The 17,852-nt window shown below is 60.9% G+C and carries 11 protein-coding genes; 2 read left to right on the forward strand and 9 right to left on the reverse strand.

Features of this window, described 5'->3' with window-relative positions:
• The 9 genes from Q3Y64_RS16785 to Q3Y64_RS16825 form a co-directional block, all read right to left on the reverse strand.
• A partial coding sequence (locus tag Q3Y64_RS16785; RefSeq protein WP_303563588.1) for a hemagglutinin repeat-containing protein occupies window positions 1-7,543 on the reverse strand: 7,543 nt, incomplete at its 3' end.
• 66 nt (window positions 7,544-7,609) lie between these two features.
• The gene (locus Q3Y64_RS16790; protein WP_303563590.1) at window positions 7,610-9,271 is read right to left on the reverse strand and encodes a ShlB/FhaC/HecB family hemolysin secretion/activation protein; all 1,662 of its coding nucleotides are present in this window, start codon (window positions 9,269-9,271) and stop codon (window positions 7,610-7,612) included.
• Between the two features lie 722 nt (window positions 9,272-9,993).
• Window positions 9,994-10,332, reverse strand: a complete 339-nt coding sequence (cas1, locus tag Q3Y64_RS16795) for a CRISPR-associated endonuclease Cas1 (protein ID WP_303563592.1) — start codon at window positions 10,330-10,332, stop codon at window positions 9,994-9,996.
• 83 nt (window positions 10,333-10,415) lie between these two features.
• Window positions 10,416-10,709 (reverse strand): type II toxin-antitoxin system RelE/ParE family toxin, encoded by a 294-nt coding sequence (locus tag Q3Y64_RS16800; RefSeq protein WP_303563594.1) that lies wholly within the window; start codon window positions 10,707-10,709, stop codon window positions 10,416-10,418.
• Window positions 10,706-10,936, reverse strand: a complete 231-nt coding sequence (locus Q3Y64_RS16805) for an addiction module protein (protein WP_303563597.1) — start codon at window positions 10,934-10,936, stop codon at window positions 10,706-10,708. Before Q3Y64_RS16805 ends, Q3Y64_RS16800 begins: the two co-directional genes overlap by 4 nt.
• A 325-nt stretch (window positions 10,937-11,261) precedes the next feature.
• Complete coding sequence (locus Q3Y64_RS16810; RefSeq protein WP_303563599.1) at window positions 11,262-11,828, reverse strand: DUF4102 domain-containing protein; 567 nt, start codon at window positions 11,826-11,828, stop codon at window positions 11,262-11,264.
• A gap of 151 nt (window positions 11,829-11,979) precedes the next feature.
• Window positions 11,980-12,297, reverse strand: coding sequence for a flagellar hook-basal body complex protein FliE (fliE, locus tag Q3Y64_RS16815; protein WP_101942860.1), 318 nt, complete (start codon window positions 12,295-12,297; stop codon window positions 11,980-11,982).
• Between the two features lie 74 nt (window positions 12,298-12,371).
• Entirely contained in the window at window positions 12,372-13,781 is a 1,410-nt protein-coding gene (locus Q3Y64_RS16820; RefSeq protein WP_303563600.1) for a sigma-54 dependent transcriptional regulator, read from the reverse strand.
• Window positions 13,778-14,935 carry a PAS domain-containing sensor histidine kinase gene (locus tag Q3Y64_RS16825; protein ID WP_101942862.1) on the reverse strand — a complete coding sequence of 386 codons (1,158 nt, stop codon included), beginning with the start codon at window positions 14,933-14,935 and terminating at the stop codon, window positions 13,778-13,780. The genes Q3Y64_RS16820 and Q3Y64_RS16825 overlap by 4 nt, the downstream gene beginning before the upstream one ends.
• Window positions 14,936-15,132: 197 nt before the next feature.
• Here Q3Y64_RS16825 and fliF point away from each other — a divergent pair, with 197 nt between their 5' ends.
• Both fliF and fliG read left to right on the forward strand, forming a co-directional pair.
• A complete protein-coding gene (gene fliF / locus Q3Y64_RS16830; protein ID WP_303563603.1) occupies window positions 15,133-16,854 on the forward strand; it encodes a flagellar basal-body MS-ring/collar protein FliF in 1,722 nt (573 codons plus the stop codon).
• Window positions 16,838-17,845 carry a flagellar motor switch protein FliG gene (gene fliG / locus Q3Y64_RS16835; protein WP_101942864.1) on the forward strand — a complete coding sequence of 336 codons (1,008 nt, stop codon included), beginning with the start codon at window positions 16,838-16,840 and terminating at the stop codon, window positions 17,843-17,845. Before fliF ends, fliG begins: the two co-directional genes overlap by 17 nt.
• Window positions 17,846-17,852 lie beyond the last annotated feature (7 nt).

The following is a 17,852-nucleotide window of genomic DNA, read 5'->3' on the forward strand; positions in this document are numbered from 1 at the left end:
AGCTGTCTTGCAGGGTGACGACCTTGAGGTCGCCACCGATGTTGCCGCTCACTTCCTTGGCCTTGAGCTGGGCGCCGGAGAGCGTGGTATCTCCCCCGCTCTTGAGGGTGAGGCGGTTGCTCGCTTCGATCAGGCTGTTGTCATAGGTCGTTTCGCTGCCGCTCGCCATGCCGCGGCTCTGGCTGGCAGAGATCTGGAAGCTGATGCCGTTTTGAGAGCCGAGCCCCACGGTGACGCCCAGGCCGTAGTTGGCACCGCTGTTGGTGTTGTCCAGCGTAGAGGTGTTGCTGGCCGCTTCGAGCAGGATGTTGCGGCTCGCCTCCAGGCTCACGTCCGTGCCCTGGATCTTCACGCCCTTGGCGTGCAGATCGCCATCACTGGCGGTGATGCTGATCTTGTCGCCCTGGATGTTGGTGCCCCGGGCGGTGCTGCTGTTGTTGATGCTGTCGCTCTTGCTGCTGCCCGAGGTGAGGTTCACGCTCACCCCGAAAGCAGAGCCGCTGCTGGAATCGGCCTTGCCATTATTGACGTCGGCCTCTGAGTACTTCCCTCCAGCGCCATCGACCTGGTCACTGTTCACCACGGCAGCCGAACCTAGCTTGCCATCCGCTGCGGATTGGCCGAGCTTGGCGATGTCATAGACGGACTTGAGCACCAGCGCGCCCTTGAGGCGATCGTTATCGGTCTTGCGGGCGGCCTGGGCATTATCGTAGGCGGCGGTGATGATGCTGCCAACGGAGCCGGCCAGTTGTGCGCCGAGCGTCATGCTGCTGCTCTGGGTGTGATAGCTGCTCTGGCTGGTGGTGTTGACCTCTTCCAGGCTGACGCTGCGGCCGGAGATATCGACATTGCCTTGCGCCTGGATGTTGGCGCCCTGGGTGAGCACTCGGCCGGCCTCGGCCGCGGACTGGCCATCGGTCGCGTTCTTGTCGAGCCCTGCGCGAATGCTCAGGTTGCCGGCATTGGCCGAGAGGATGCTGGTGACACCATTGGTGTCGTACTGGGTGCCGTTGTCCGCCGCGCGGTTGGTGCCGATGAAGGTCTGGCGAGGTGCCATGCCGGCATAGACGTTGAGCCCGAAACCGGAGCTTTGGGTGGCCGTCTGGGTGCGGGAGGTTTCAACGGCGGCGAGGATGTCGACATTGCGCCCGGCCTCGACGGCCAGATCACGGTCGGCCAGCACGTTGCTGGCGGTGATGGTGGCATCCCGCCCGGCACTCAGGCTGACATTGTCACCACTGACCGAGCTGCCGGTCTGACGTGTGGTGAGGTTACTGAAATTTTCGGAGAGTTTGCGGGTGTTGTAGTTGGCGCCGGTGGCGACGTCGTAGTCGACACCCCGCTTGCTGGAATGGCTCGTTTGCGCGCTGCTCTGGTTGTAGGCCTGGGCACCGAGGCTGAGATCGCGGCCGGCGTACAGCGTTGCATCGCCCTGGGCGGCGAGGTTGCTGGCGGTGATGTTGAGGTCACGCCCAGCGCTAAGCGCCAGTGCACCGCCGGCCTGGAAATCGCTCCCCAGGGCGGTGCTCTCCAGCGTCTGACTCTGGCGCGCGAGCGTGCTGGAACTAATGAGGCCTTTTGAAGTGCGCACGGTGGCGTCATCCACTGCGCGCGTGGCTTCGCCGGCCTGGATGCGAATGTCGTTACCGGCAACCACAGTCAGCGCCTCGCCTGCGCTGACCGTTGCAGCACGTGCGGCGAGATCATTGCCGGCCTGCAACTGCACACTGCCCGCACTCTGGATCACCGTGCCTTGCTCGGTGCGGCTGGATTCGTAGTGATGATTGCCGCCACTGCCCAGGCGCTCATCCCGGCTGGTGGTGAGCGTATCGAGGGTGAGGTTGCGGCCGGCCGCGATCAGGGTGCTGCCGCCAGTGCCCAGATTGCTGAGAGTGGCGGCGGTAAGCGCCACATCCTGGCGCCCGGAAATGATCAGCTGGCCGCCCTCCTGCCCTGCCACGCCGACCTGGATGCCCGAGAGACGATTGATGTAGGTGTTGCTGACTTCACCCGAGGCGCTGCTGCGCGAGGTGGAAGCTATCACCACATTGCGGCCGGCATCGAGCACAACCGACTGGGTGCCCGAGATCAAGCCACCGGTCTGCTGGATGTCATTGGCGGCGTGCAGCTCAAGCGTGTTGGCGCTCATGCGGCCGCCTGTCTGGCTGATGCTGTCTGCGGTGATCGCGAGGGATTTGCTGGCGGCCAGGGTGCCGTTGTTTGCCAGCGCGCCACTCAGCTTGATCTGCACATCCCGCGCCGCAATCAGCGCTCCGCTGCCGTCGATATCGCCACTCTGCGCACGGGCATAGACCTGCGGCACCAGCACCCGGGTGGTCGAACCATCCGGCAGCGTGACACTTTGCTCGACCAGCCAGACGATGTCACTGGTCAGGAGCGCCATCTGCTCGGCGCTGAGTGCAACACCGGGAATCAGCTGGTATTGCTTCGCAAAGGAGACGCCTTTGTCCATCAGCGCCTGGTACTGGGCTTCGTCACTGGCGTAGCCCTCGAGAAAGCGCTGCCCCGTAAGCTCGGAGATCTGTTCGCGGACCAGTTTCTGCTCGTAGAAGCCATCGCCCAGGCGTTTCTGGGTGAGTGCCGGATCCAGGCCCAGGGCACTGATCATGGCGTCGGAGCTGAGCCAGGTTTTGTAGCTGGCAAAGCGCGGATCTGTTTCGATCAGGTAATTGGCCTGCGCTGCAGGGATGAGCCTGAAGAGGCTGTTGTCCGGCAAACGGATATTGGGAGCGGTGGTGCGAATGACCGCTCCGTTACCTCCCGTGCTGACTTCATAGATCTGATGCGGCACGGTGCCGCGCCCCGGCGCCTGGGTGGCTCCGCCCACAACACCCGCCCCCTCTACGGTGGAAGCGTCGGCCCCCTGGGCCGAGCCAGAGCCATCACGCCCAAGGGCAAGATCGCCCGGTGCGGCAATGCTACCGGTGAGGGAAATCACTTCCCGCGCGGCAAGGCTGGTGCCGCTGCCGCCCTGGCTGCTGCCTACCTCAACGATCACCGCGCCGAGATCCATGTCTGCGCTGAGGTTTTCGTTGTAGGCGTACTGTGAGGCGCCACCATTGCGGTACTGAACAAATGTGCCGGAGCGGAGGGTGGTGCGCTGCCCGACGCCACCGTCGTTCGTGATCACATCGACGCTGCCGGTGAGCGCGCCTCCAGCCAGCAGCTTGCTCTGGGCATTGGTGATGCTGCCGGACGCCAGGGCAATCGAGCCTCCGGCACGAATCACGGCAGGATCGGTCGAGGTGACGCGGGTTTCGGTCACCGTTTCGGTATACATGCGCCGATCGAATTCGGTGCTCAGACGCTGGCCATTGGCATACAGGTTGTCGCGGCCATTGACGCTCCCGACATAGGCACCGTTATCCTTCGCGGTGTAGGTGGCACCACCCAAGAGAAAGAGATCAAAATAATCGCTGCTGACCTGGACCTGCTCGGTGGCGAAGTGGTCGTTCCTGTTGGTGATCTGCTGCACGGAGAGCGACATGTCGCCCAGCGCTTCGATCGTGGCGCTGTGGTTGTTGAGGTTGCCGGCCTGCCCTACCGCTTGCTGGCTGGCATTCAGATCGCCGCCGATGGCAAGATTGCCCGCGCTGAACAGCAGGGCATGATTTCCGTTGTCCAGGCTCCCGGCGCCGATCTGCAGGGACGAACGCGCAGCAATCACTGCGGCACGGGTCTGTCCGTCACCACCGGTTTCGGCGTCATTGCTCAGGCCTCCGGTTCTGATGGACACCTGATCGCCATAGATCCGGCCGCTGCCCAGATTGTTCAGTTGCACCTGCTCAAGCCAGGTCAGACCACCATCAATCAAGCCCCGATTGTTGAGCGTGCCCGCGCTGTAAAGGTGTGTGGTTGCGCCGTTGAATTCCCCGCTCTGGGTGTTGTCGATTGCGCCGGCGCGAACGCTCAGAGTCTGCCCGGCTTCCAGCAAGGATTGATTGCTGAGCAGGTTCTGCACCGAGATCGTGACGTTCCCCATGCCCTGGATGATGCCGGTATGGGTGTAATCGCCCTGCACCGAGAAGCTCAGGTCGCCATAGCTGGCGAGCGTGCCGCCGCCACTGTAACTGCCACTCTCCAGCGTCAGGCGCTGACTGGCGAGAATGTTGCCGCCAGTGTTGCTGATGGCGAGCGTTCTGCCCGCTTGCGCATCCGTGAGAGTGGCTTGCCCGGAGGACTGGATCACTCCGCCCGCATTCTGTAGCGTGCCGCTGCTGGTGAAGCTCAGTTGCTGCGCGGCCCGGATCGCGCCAGCGCTGTTATCGAGCGAGCCGGTGTTCAGGATGAGCGTTGATCCGGCAAGCCCCCGCTCCTGGGATTGAGTATTACGGTTAGTCAGGACTGTGGTGGTGATGTCCAGGGTGTTGTTCGAGCGCAATAGCCCGTCATCGTTGTTCAGGCTGCTGGCCCGGACGCTGATGTTGCCCAGCGCATTCACCTGCCCACCCGTGGTGTTGGTCAGTACGCCCGTTGAAAGGTCAATGTTGCGCTGGGCATTGATCGTGCCGCGGGTGTTGTCCAGCCCTGTCAGTGTCAGGCTCGCATCGAGATTGCCGCCGATGAAGCCGGAGCGATTATCCAGCGCCCCCACTTTCAAGCTCAAAGCTCCGCCAGAGAGGATGCCGTTTTGGGAGCCCGAATCGCGGTTGATCAGCTCGGCGCCCCGGGTATCAATATCAGTGTTGCCCGCCGCCTGGAGCGTGCCGCGCGTGTTATCAAGCCTGGCAGATACAAGACTGAGCGACGAGCCTGAGACAAGACGGCCGTCGACGTTATCGAACGAGGCGCCTTGGGTATCGAGTGCCACCTCGTGCGCGCTGATCACCCCGGCGTTGTTATTCACGCCGCCGCCCAGGAGTTGCAAGCGGCCGCTGGCTGAGAGGGTTCCGGAGGCATTGGAAAGCGCTGAGGAACGGGCGCTCAGCGCGCCCGTGGCACTGCTGATCTCACCAGACTGGTTGTCGAGCTGCGTCGCTTCGAGTGCGAGATCGGAGCTTGCGAGGATCTTTCCCGAACGGTTCTGCAGAAGATCCGCCTGAACCAGCTGAAGCTTGCCACTTGCGCTGAGCAGGCCGCTGTCATTCACCACCGAGCTGAACTGAAGCGACAGATCGCCTCCCAGCCTGATGGAGCCGCCAGCATTGTTCAGCGTACTGCCGGAGAGGCTGCTCTGCGCTGCATTGCTTGCGAGCGTGCCGCGGGTATTGATGAAACCCTGCGAAGCAGAAACCACCATGAGGCCAAGGCCCGTCTGGGTGATATGTCCATCCGTATTGTTGAGCCCCCCGCTGCTGTTCAATGCCAGCGCGCCCTGGGCGTTGATCCTGCCACGACGGTTATCGAGCCCGGCGACTTCGATATCGGCATCGCCATTGCCCGCGATTTCACCCTCGGTGTTATCCAGTGCGCCCGAGACATGCGTACTCAGGCCGCCGGAGCCCGCGTTGAGGATGCTGCCTCGCTGATTCTGGATCGAAGCGCTTTCCAGGGTAAGCGAGGTGCCCGCCAGCAACTTCCCGCTGTTGTTCAGCAGCGTCGCTTGCGTCTCCACACGCAGGGATTGATCAGACTGGATGCGTCCGCCTGAGTTATCCAGCGTGTGCACGGTGATTGCTGATGCACCACCTGCACTCAGCTCGCCAGATTCGGTATTGGTCAGTTTCAGTGCCTGGATTACCAGCTCGCCATTCGCCGAGACTTGCCCGCCAACGTTCGAGAAATCGCCTGGAGTGTGGAGGGTGAGTGGAGCACTCCCTGCCGAGAGAATGCTGCCCCGGTCATTATTGAGCACCCCGGCACTCGTCACCGTCAGAGAAGCTCCCGCATACAAGGTGCCGGAGGTATTGCTCAGCGCGCCCGTACGCAGATCAAACGCACCGGCCGTGGCGATGACCCCTCGGATGTTATTGAGCGCCCCGGCGAGGTTCAACGAGAAGGCATCATTTCCGTTCTGGATGAGTTGGCCGCCAGTGTTGTCGAGGCTTACTGCCGCCAGCGCGAGGCGCTGAGCCTGGAGATTCGCAGCACGCGTCGTCAGGCTGTCGCGAGCCGTGATACGAACGCTGCCTTGGCTGCTGAGCACAGCCGAGTCAAGATTGGCTGCGTCTGCCGTGAGCGAAAAATCCTTTGTCAGGATCGAGCTGCCCTGCAAGGACAGCACCCGCCCCTGCCAGGACTGTGAAGCCCCGGCAGCAATTTGCCCGGCCATCTGAACGGTGTCCGCGCTGACCACTAGCTCGCCGTTCGAGCCCAGACTCATCTCTGCAGCAAGGCCTGCTGCCAACGTTGCGGTGCTGCTCTGAGTGAAGCTGCCCGCATGCCCGGCCACGTCACTACGCGCCGTGATCGAAACATTGTTGGCCGCGCCTATCAGGCCAGCGTTGTCGTTGCTGCCGGCCAATTGCAGATCCGCGCTGTGGCCGGCGTAGAGGGTGCCGCTATTGCTCAGCCCTCCTGCAGCGACGAGTTCCATGCCCTCGCTCGCCTGAATTGACCCGGAATTGGTCAGACGCCCCTGGCTATCGACAAATACATTGCCAGCCGTTGCGCCGATTTTGCCAGCGTTACGAACCCCCAGACCGGCCTCTGTTCCGACCAGCCGGATCTTTCCCGCATACATCCCGCCCAGCTGGGAAACGTCGATCGAGAACGCAGGCGGCTGATCGGCGCTGGCGGCAAGCGGCGTCACCTCCAAGCTCTGGGCGCCCTCGCCTGCCGGCTCGGCACGCACCTCGTTGGCGCCCGTGACGACTTCAAGCTGCTTGGCCCAGATGCCGGCATTAACTTGAACAGCACGCGCCAGAACACGGGTGTAATCGGTTTGGGAGGCATCCATGCCGGCCCCCGTGAAGCTCACCGTGCCACGCTCAACCCGGAAGCTCTCGAGATTGCCGTTACTGAAAACCGGCGTGCCGGTTGTCAGGGTTGCCCGCTCCGCATTGATGAACCCGCAGCCGTCACAGCTGATCCCGGCCGGATTGGCAACGATGACCTGGGCTCGCGAGCCGGCGACCTCGATGAACCCATGCAGCAAACTGGGATTGCTGCTGTTGACCTCGTTGAGGATGACCCGGGCATTACCGCCGGCCAGCAGGGGGTTCCCCTGAATCCAGCCGCCAAGCTGGCTCTGCACATTGCCGGCCGAGTTGTTCAGCACAACGCCGTTGGCTTTGACATCGAACTGCTGGTAGGTGTTGCGTGAAACGCCGGCTGCACTGGGTGTCTGGATATTGACGACCGGTACGCCATTGGCGGCGTTCGCCACGCCCGGTTGCTGCTGCGCCGGTGCGGCCGCATCGGGGGTGATCTGAGCACTGGCGACCAGACTGGCCATTCCGAAACTCAGCAGCAGGGAGAGCTTCAGGATCGACAGGCTGCCGAAGAAAGTACGGCCTTTCACTTCATGTTGGCGCTCGCCCGAAGCAGAGCTGGATCGGCCTTGTGCCGTGGCGTTTTCTGGAACAACCATCCACTGTTCCCGGACGGTGTTGAAAATGATGCGATGGATGTTCTTGTTCATTTGCCACTCGACTCAAAACGAAAACGCCGCCACAAAAAATCGGGCGGCCAAAAAAATGCAGCGGGTTCAGTAAGACCAGGCGAGATTGAAACCAGCCGTCACACCTGCCGTCTTGAAATGGCTGGGCTTATCGACTGGCGCACCCACAAAAACGTCATACGACACGCCTTTCAAAGCGCCTCGCAAACCGATCGCCGTGCCCAACAAAGAGCGTCCGAGCTGATCTGCAGTAGGAAAGCCCATCACACGCCCATAGTCGAGCGCCCAGTAGCTCTCGCTCGCCAGCGCTCCCAGGCTCAGCGCGAACTCGTTGCGGGAAACGAAACCGCGCTCGCCCATCAGGGTCAGCTCTCCGTCAAACCCACGAACGGTGTAGCGATTGCCGATCGAAAGGCGGTCCTGCGAGGTCAAGGGGGTGCGGTTCCACTGCTGACGCCACGAGCCCATGTAGCGAAGCTTCTGCTCAGCCACAGAAAAAGGAATGTCCAGCTGTGCGTTGAAGCCCATCAGCTCCATGCGACTGGTGCCCTGTCCCAATGACTCTTCTGGCGCTTCAAGGGAGGCCATGGCCCCTGTCCCTCGACGATAGTCAAAAGTCATGTCGAGCGTGCTTTTACCGAGAAAGGCTCGGTGATTGAGCTCCGCCCCCCAGCCCGCAGTACGTCGTTTTTGGACCAGGATTTCCGTGTCATCAACAAAGCTTGATGCCGCCCTGCTCCAGCCGCGCATTGCAGCAGAGGTTTTACTGGTGGCATTCCGAAGCAGGATCCGCCCGAGCTTGATTTCTGCGTTCTGGCTCTTGCCGCTGTAGACATACGCTTGGCTTGCCCCCGCGACCGTCTGCGAATAGTTGCTGTCGCTGAAGTTGCTGCTCAGAGTCCAGAAACCAATCGGCAGCGAGTAGTGAACGCTGTAACCATCCGTGCTGCGTCCGTCCGAATTCAACGGCGCCAATGCGTGGTTATAGGAAACGTAGAAGAGATCGCTAAGGGTGAGCGGATTGTCCAGTGAAAGCGTGGCCGCGCCCTGGTTCTTGCCTGTTGCACGGCTACCTGCATCGTCTGCAGTGAGGCTGAGTCTGAACTTGCGCGCCTGCTTCCAGCTGACCAGCAGGTCGCTCTCTCCTGCAAGCGCCTGGCTGCCCGTGGCTGGGACTATCTGGATATCCGCATCCACGGTGGGCACGCGCTTGAAGTTTTCAAGCCCCTGCTCGATCGCGCGCAGTTGCAGCAGATCTCCCGATGCAAGCGGAATTGCATTCTCGGCAGAAACAGGAAGCTCAGTGCCATCAAAACGGATCTGACTCAGTCGGCCCGGCACAATCGTCAACACAAGTTCGCGACGCTTGAGATCCTGATCGCCAGCCAGAACACGCGTCGTGACGAATCCGCGTTTGACGATCGCATTCTGGATCCGGGACATCACGACATTGATGCCCTGCGCTCCAAGACAACGGCCTGTTGCTAGGTCTCCAGGCTCCGAGGCACTGCTCAACGCCCAGCCGAATCCCTCGGCTCCCTCACCTGACAAGCGGATTCGGTCGATCGGGAAACACGGCACTTCATCTGGTATTACCCCGCCTGCATCAAGCTTGGGCGGATTCAGACGAACATCCGGCCGTTGTTCCTGCTCCTCCCGAAGCGCACGCTCGCGCTCTTGTCGCAGCAACTGCTCTCGTGCATTCCGATCAACATCGACCGGAATCTGCGCGAAGCTTGCAACCGACATCAGGACAGCACATCCCCCCAAACCCCACTTCCATAACCCAGCACGCATCACAAGAGACTTCTTTTGGTTTTTTTTAACAACTTATGATGCTAAAGGTATTTTTTACAAGCTTCCATACGAAACGAAGCCAACAATGGGGTGTTTTTTGTGCAGCACCCAATGGGATGTCGGCCCCTTGTGTAGTGGGGCTTTGCGTGCAAACTAGGCACGTCAAGGAAGTCAGCCTGCCAAACGCGAACCTGGGTTATCCCTTACGCACATCGTAGTAGCAGGACAACACACCGAACAAACCGACAAACGGCATATAAAGCCGACGTTCGTAGATGCGCTGCGCATCACATGAAACGTTCTTGCGGATAGAGCAGCATCGAACTGACGGGCGTTTGGTTAGGATGGATGCCTTACTTGCTGTTCTTGTTGCCCACAGTCTGCAACTACGCCTCAGTCACCGCAGAATTGGATTGTACAAACCAATCTTTCCAAGCCCACGCTCTCTGGCAATCCCCCTCCCTCTCAACATCGAAACAGCAGCGCGAAAAAAGCCACGCCTTTTACATCCCTACACAAGTACTTTTTCACCCCTCCATCCAGGGCTGGCCAATTTCCCCTGGCCAAGGGCGGTCAAAGCGGTACGTAAGCATCTGCGTCCTCCAAGCCTCACCACACATTTCTGCGAGCATGGGGCTCCCCAGCGTCTCTTGTTAAGAGCTGGGCACTCAGGGTTAAGCCACTACAACAGCTTTACGTGCGTCGCCTTGCAAGGAGACCGCGCCGCCCTCGCGCAAGTCGAAATCATCCGGATTGATCTGGCCGCGATTGATGAGAGTGAGCACCAAGCGATCTGCGATGGCGCGAAATTCCTCCTGCAGATCTAGCGCTAGGGCGGCACGGCCGAGGCGTACAGCATGGAGGAAGCCTATCTGCGGATCTAGCCCGGCGGCTTCGATGGCCGAGCGGCAATCGTTCATCCACATGGCGTAGACGAAAGACAGCAGCGCGTTGAAACGGTCACGCGGTGGGCGGCGGGTGCGCCCACTCGTCAGCCAAGGTGCACCGGTCACTGACGGTGAATGCGGATGGCACGATTGCGCTGGAAAACCTGCCGGGTCTGACCCCGGAAGTCATCGAAGGCTTCTGATCCCCCTCAGCGCCGCTTCGCCCAATACCCTGGGCGGCGGCGTTGCGGGGCAACGGCCAGGATGGTGAGAGTTTCCGTGTTGAAGTGGTAGATCAGGGAGTACGGGAATTTCTGCAGCGGCAGTGTGCGCAAGCGCTTGGAGATTGGGGTGCCCACTTCGGGATAGCTGCGCAAGCGTTCGATGCCTGACTCAATCTCGGACATGAATGCGGCCGCAATTCTGGGAGAAGCATGCGTGCGGTAGTAATCCTGCGAATCCTTGAGCTCGGCCAGAGCGGCCGGTTCAATGATGATTTTCATGCGTTCAAACCGGCGCGGAGTTGAACGAGTGCATCTTCGATGGGGATGCCCTGTACCTCGCCGCGCTCCATGGCGTCGAGTCGGCGTTCGGCTTCCGCGATCCACTCGGTGAGGATTTCATCTTCTTCATCAAGGCTAGCAAGCAGCCGTTCGGCAAGATGCACCCGATCCGCTTGCGGTAATTGCATGAGGGTGGCTTCGATGGTTTCAAGACTGGAGGGGGTCATGGAAAACTCCTTGGCTGCTGCGCTTTACCTCGAATCATAGCAGGCACACTCATGCCAGAACTACCCGACCCCATAGTCCTTTCCGCCCTGCAACACTGGCGCTATTGCTCGCGCCAGTGCGCGCTGATCCACCTTGAGCAGGTCTTTTCGGAGAACGTATCTGAGGATCCTTGAAGAACTCAAGCACAGGGACGCGATCACCGCAGCACTCAGTTTTTATTCAGGGATTCGGGCGCACGAAGCGGCGACGCTTCGCCGGGGAAACGAAGAGCAACCTTCTTCTCACAGGAGGTGGTCCCCGGACAGGTTCGCGGGGCTTCCCTACTCATTTGAAACCTACATCGTCACAGGCAAAGGCGGGTTCCCTCAACTCCTTACGAGTTATCTCTACTATCGGCCGGCAGCCTATTTTGGGGAGAACATGTGTCGCAAGCATCTGCGCCCGATGCTTGTACGTACGAGGCGAGATAGTTTTCTCAGTCGCAGACTGCCACTCATCGCAGATAGCCTTAAAGGTGTTCCGCGATTTAGCCTCATCTTCTGCACAGATCCGTTGTATCTCGTTTTCCACATACTGAAGCGGCGGAGTAGAGCGCTCTACCAGCCAACGCGCAGCTCTATGCGCCTGTCGAGCGCTCTCAAGACTGACTTCAGGATATCCACCGATAGTCAGCGTCTGCTCTTTCTCTCCAAGTCGATAGCGATAGCGCCATGTCTTGGAACCTGAGGGGCTGATGAACAGATACATCCCTCCTCCGTCAACCAACTTGATTGGCTTTGCGGAGGCCTTTGCGTTGCGAACCTTCGCTGCGTTGAGCTGACGCGCAGTCGCATCGGCTGACAGAGACTGCGCCGATGCTAGGGACAAAAGGATGGAAAGCGTGTTGTCCATAGGAATGACTGGTGTGGGACACCGCCAAAGTACACCCTCAAGTATACCCTCAACAACCTTGGACGCCCTTAAACGTCGCTAGACGCCAAAAAACTTCATTTCCTATATTTTCAACAACTTACACATACAAAAAGAACTCCATAGGACGTCCTTAAACCTGCATGTTCATGATGTCCTGATAGGCGGAAACGAGTTTGTTCCGTACCTGCACCATTTGCTGGAAGGAAAGGTTGGCTTTCTGCAGATTCACCATCACATCCTGCAGATTTACTTCACTGTTGCCGGCCGAAAAATCCTGCGCCATCTGCTGGGCCGATTGCTGGGCCTGACTGACTTCGGCCATCGCGTTCTGCAGGGCAACGCTGAAGTCCGCACCACCGGCAGCCGTGCTGGCGGATGCCTTGCCGCCAGCAACTTCGCTGGCAGCCTGCATCTGGCCGATCATCTGTTCGATTGCACGAGTGTCCATGTGAAGCTCCGTTCAGTTGAGCTGTTTAAGCAGTTTTTGTGCCCAAATGTTTCGCTGGGTCAAACCAGCCAGCCTCATTGCTCTACCCAGCCTTCATCCCGGTATTGCTGAAGCTTGTAACGCAAGGTCCGTTCCGAAATCCCCAGCTTCTCGACCGCTTTCTTGCGTGAGCCGCCCACCGCCCGCAGCACATCGAGAATATGTTGTTTTTCAAGGTCTTTCATATTGGTCGGGGTCGCCTCGGAAGCGCCTGCCTGCGGCATTGCCGGGGTCTGAAAGTACGGTGCCAGCGCTGCTGCCGGCGACGACGGCAAACCACTGAAGCCTTGCGGAGCATCCAGTGGTGAAGCCTTACCCCAGTCCGGCAGACACAGTTTCACGTCGTCAGCCACGATGGTGTCACCGGAGGCAAGAATCAGGGCTCTTTGAACGGTGTTTTCGAGCTCGCGCACGTTACCGGGCCAGCGCCAGGCGGCAAGAATTTCCGCCGCACTGCCGGCAATTCTTGCCGTTTTGCCGATCCGTTCGCCATGACGGGTGATGAAATGGCGGGCCAGCGGCAGGATGTCGGCCGGGCGATCGCGCAGACTGGGGATCTCCAACGGGAAAACATTCAGGCGGTAGTAGAGATCCTCGCGGAAGCGCCCGGCCTGTACCTCGCGCAGCATGTCACGGTTGCTCGTGGACAACACCCTGATATCCAGCGCCACCGGTTTCTTGCCGCCCACACGCTCTACTTCTCGCTCCTGCAGCACACGCAGCATCTTGGCCTGCAGACCCATAGGCATTTCGGAAATTTCATCAAGCAGGATGGTGCCAGCCTGGGCCTGCTCGAACTTGCCGGCCTGCGAACTCTGGGCGCCTGTGAAACTGCCCTTCTCGTAGCCAAAGAGAGTGGCTTCAAGCAGATTTTCGGGAATCGCTGCGCAGTTGATCGCCACGAAAGGGCCGTTCTTGCGCCGCGAATGCTGGTGCAGGTAACGCGCAAAGACTTCCTTGCCGGTACCGGACTCGCCAGTGAGTAGTACCGAGGCGTCGGTTTCTGCCACGCGGGCTGCCATGGCCAGCACCATCCGGGTCCGCGGATCTTCAGCCACCATATCGTCCTGGCTCGGCGTGACGGTAGCGTAGCGGCGCACGTTCTCCAGCAGCACGCTGGATTCGAACGGCTTCATTAGGAATTCGCAAGCCCCACCGCGCATGGCCGAAACGGCCTTGTCCACATCGCCAAAAGCCGTCATCAGCAGCACCGGCAGTTGCGGATTCACGGCGCGGATGCGGGCCAGCAACTCAAGGCCATCCATCGGATCCATGCGCAAGTCCGAGATAACCAGATTGAAGCGCTCGCGCTCCAGTGCGCCCAGGGCTTCCGGTCCGCTGGCTGCCAGCACCACGCGGTGGCCAGCAGACTCCAGAATCAGGCTGATCGCATCGCGCAGACTGGGATCATCATCCACAACGAGGATGGAGAGGGTTTCAATCATGATGGCTGGGCTCCCGTGAGGGCGGATTCGCTGGATTCGGGGGGATTGGAGGGATTGGCAGGCTGGGCCAGCGGCAGGCGCAGGGTGAATTCACTGCCCGCGCCCAAAGTTGAGCGCAAAGCGATTTCACCGCCATGGGCTCGGGCCACACCCCGCGCGATGGCCAGCCCGAGGCCGGTGCCATCGGCACGGGTGGTGTAGAAAGGCTCGAAGAGGCGCTCCTGCAGATCCGGCGGGATGCCGCGGCCATTGTCTTCCACGCGGAACACCGCTCCGCTCTCTTCGACTTGTGCCGTAAAGCTCACCCTGCCGTCTGCCGTCACGGCTTGCAGGGCGTTTTCGAGCAGATTGATGAGCGCGCCGGAAATTTCCTTGCGGTTGCCAAAGAGCTGTTGCCGTCCGGCCCGGCAATCGGCCTCGAAGGCTATACCGCGGCGTGCGGCAACCGGTTCGATGGTGGCGGCAAGTTCGCCCACCAGCTCGCAGATGGTGAAGGATTCGCGGCCAAGCGCTTCGCCACGCGCGAAGATCAGCATGTCGTGAATCAGTTTTTCGAGATGGCGCAGGCGTTCCAGCGCACGATCAGCCACCTTGGCCCGCGCAGCAGAATCGAGCTCGGTGCTAGCCATATGACCGGTGTAGAGCAAAGCAGCGGCCAGCGGCGTGCGCAGCTGATGGGCCAAACTCGCCACCATCTCGCCCATTGCCGCGAGGCGTTCGCTGCGCGCGCTGTGCATGCGCATCTGCCAGGCTTCGGTCACATCGTGTAGCAGCACGATACGCCCGCCATGCATGTCCAGCGGGCTTTCCGAGAGTGCAATGCGCCGGACTTCGCTGCCATGATTGAGAAAGTATTCGCCGGGCGTATCGGTGGGCTCGAAACGGGCGGCCAGCATGCTCCAGTGGGTGCCGGCGAACACCTGGCCAAGCATGTTCAGAGCCGCACGGTTGACCTGCTCCACTTCCGCCTTGGCATCAAGCAGCACTACGCCGGCCGGCAGGGCAGCCATCAGCTGGGTGAGGCGCTCAGTCAGCGCACTCACTTGCCCCTGCAGACCGTTGTAAGCCTGGGTCAGCTCGCCAGAAGCACGTGCGAAGGCCTGAAAGGCTTCGGCAAGACTGGCAGCGTCCATCGGTGGCGTAGTCGGATTCATGAGCGGTGACGCACTTGGCGGGATGCTCGCCACTGTAGGCCTTGCACAGCCCCGCAGAGCCCCGGATTAACCGGCAAAAACTGCCGTTTATTACCCGCTGCCGCTTGCCGACCCCGGCGCAGAATGCGCTCGTGAAAAAGGCCACTGACAAGTGGTCAATAAGGCTGCTGCAAAGTAGCCGTAACGGAGCGCGATACATGGCCGAAGAAGCATTGCCAAACCCGCCGACTACGCCGCTGCAGGCGATCATGGACAATTTTGCCCGCCTCACGCCGCGCCAGAAAATGGCCGGTGCGGCGGCACTTGCGTTCGCGGTGGCACTGCTGGTGGGGGTCTGGCTGTGGAGCCAGGAGCCGCCCTACTCGGTGCTGTTCTCGGGCGTGGAAGAGAAGGATGGCGGCGCCATCATCACCGCGCTGCAGCAGCAGAACGTGCCCTATCGCGTCGAAAACGGCGGTGCCACGATCATGGTGCCGGGGGCCCGCGCCAACGAGCTGCGCCTCGCGCTCGCCGCCCAGGGTTTGCCACGCGGTGGCTCGGTCGGTTTCGAATTACTGGAAACCCAGAAGCTGGGACTCTCCCAATTTCACGAACAGGTTAACTATCAGCGCGCTCTAGAAGGTGAGCTCGCCCGCACCATCCAGTCAATCGGCGCAGTGGCCGGGGCACGCGTGCATCTGGCAATCCCCAAGCAAACAGCCTTTCTGCGCAACGAACAGAAGCCCACGGCCTCGATCGTGGTGAATTTGCGCCCCGGTCGCCGCCTGGATGCGGCGCAGGTGGCCGGGATCGTGCACCTGGTGTCCTCCAGCGTGCCGGAGCTGGCCGCCAATCAGGTCAGCGTGATCGACCAGAACGGCAACCTGCTGGCCCGCCAACGCAAACAGGATGGCGTAGCGCTCGACGACACCCAGCTCGAATACGTGCGCAACGTTGAAGAGAGCTACATCACGCGCATCCAGAAAATCCTCGATCCGGTACTGGGGGCGGGCAACTTCCGCGCTCAGGTGATGGCCGATGTGGATTTCGACGCCGCCGAGCAGACCTCTGAAACCTACAAGCCCAATCCCAGCCCCGATACGGCGGTACGCAGCCAGCAGACGGCCGAAAATATCTCCAATCAGCCGGGGCCAATCGGCGTGCCGGGCGCGCTCTCTAACCAGCCACCCGTGCCCGCCACCGCACCGATCACCACGCCGGCCGTGCCCGGCCAAGCCGCACAGTCCGGCCCGCAGGCGGTGCCGCTGAACACCAACAAGACCGCCACCATCAATTACGAAGTGGACAAGACCGTCGCCCACGTGCGACGTGCGGTCGGCCAGGTTCGTCGCCTGTCGGTGGCACTGGTGGTCAACAACAAGGCCGAGAAGGACGCCAAGGGCAATGTAAAGACAGCCCCGCTCAGCGAGGCAGAAGTCCGCAAGATCAATGATCTGGTGCGCGAAGCCGTTGGCTACGTCGAAAAACGGGGTGACACGATCAATGTCACCAACACCGCGTTCACTGATCCGGCACGGGAAGAGGTCGCCGCACTGCCGATCTACCAGGATCCGCAGGCCATCAACCTTGCCAAGGAACTGGCGCGCTGGCTGGTACTGCTGCTGGTGATCCTGCTGGTCTATAAAAAGGTCATCCAGCCGCTGATGCGCACCTTTGCGCCGCCCGAACCGGAGCCTGCGATTGGCGCCGAGGCGGAAGGCGCGATTGCAGCCTACAACGCCCAGGCGGAGGGTGGCGAAGAAGGCGCCCTAGGCACGGACGATGACATCCCGCCGGAAGTGCTGGAACTGGAACTCGCCAAGATGAGTTTCGAGAAGAAGCTGGCGCGTGCGCGCGAAGTGGCGGCCAAGGATCCGAAGATGGTCGCCCAGTTGATCAAGGAATGGATGGGAGGAGGCGCAAGTGGCGAAGGACGCTAACGACGGGCTGGAAAAGAGCGCCCTGCTGCTGCTCACCCTGGGGGGCGATGAGGCCGCGGAAATTCTCAAGCATCTGTCGCCGCGCGAGGTGCAGAAGCTCGGCGCCGGCATGGCCAAGATGACGCCGCAGCCGCGCGAACGCGTTGAGAAGCTGATCGAGGAATTGCAACTGCATGCAGCACGCGGCTCGCACATCGAGCCGGACGAGGAAGTGATCCGCGTCATGCTGACCAAGGCGCTTGGTGACGAACGCGCCGCCAATTTGATCTCGCGCGTGCTGCAAGGTTCGGACACTGCGGGCATCGAATCCCTCAAGTGGATGGATGCCGCCACCGCCGCCGATCTGATCAAGAACGAGCACTCGCAGATCATTGCCACCATCCTGGTGCACCTGGAGTACGACCACGCCGGTGAAATCCTGCGCCACTTCACCGAACGCCTGCGCAACGATGTGCTGTTGCGTATCGCCACTTTGGATGGCGTGCAGCCGGCTGCGCTCAAGGAACTCAACGAAGCGCTCACCCGCGTGCTCTCAGGCTCTGGCACCAGCCTCAAGAAAGCCTCTATGGGCGGCACCCGCCATGCGGCAGATATTCTCAACTTCGTGGGTGCAGCGGCTGAAACCGCGATTCTCGACAACGTGCGCGAATACGACCCGGATCTCGCCCAGCGCATCCTCGACGAGATGTTCGTATTCGAAAACCTGATGGATTGCGACGACCGCGGCATCCAGACCATCCTGCGCGAAGTGCAGGGCGACCAACTGGTCATCGCGCTCAAGGGCGCCAACCCCGAAATGCGCGAGAAGATTTTCAAGAACATGTCCAGCCGCGCGGCCGAAATGCTTCGCGAAGATCTGGAATCGCGCGGGCCGGTGCGCCTGTCGGAAGTGGAAACGGCGCAGAAGGAAATCCTCAAGACCGCCAGACGCCTGTCCGAAGAAGGCCAGATCATGCTCGGCGGCAAGGGAGGCGACGATGCCTTCGTCTGAGCCCTCA

Origin of the sequence: Uliginosibacterium sp. 31-12 (assembly GCF_030548425.1) — a bacterium.
GTDB lineage: Bacteria > Pseudomonadota > Gammaproteobacteria > Burkholderiales > Rhodocyclaceae > Uliginosibacterium > Uliginosibacterium aquaticum.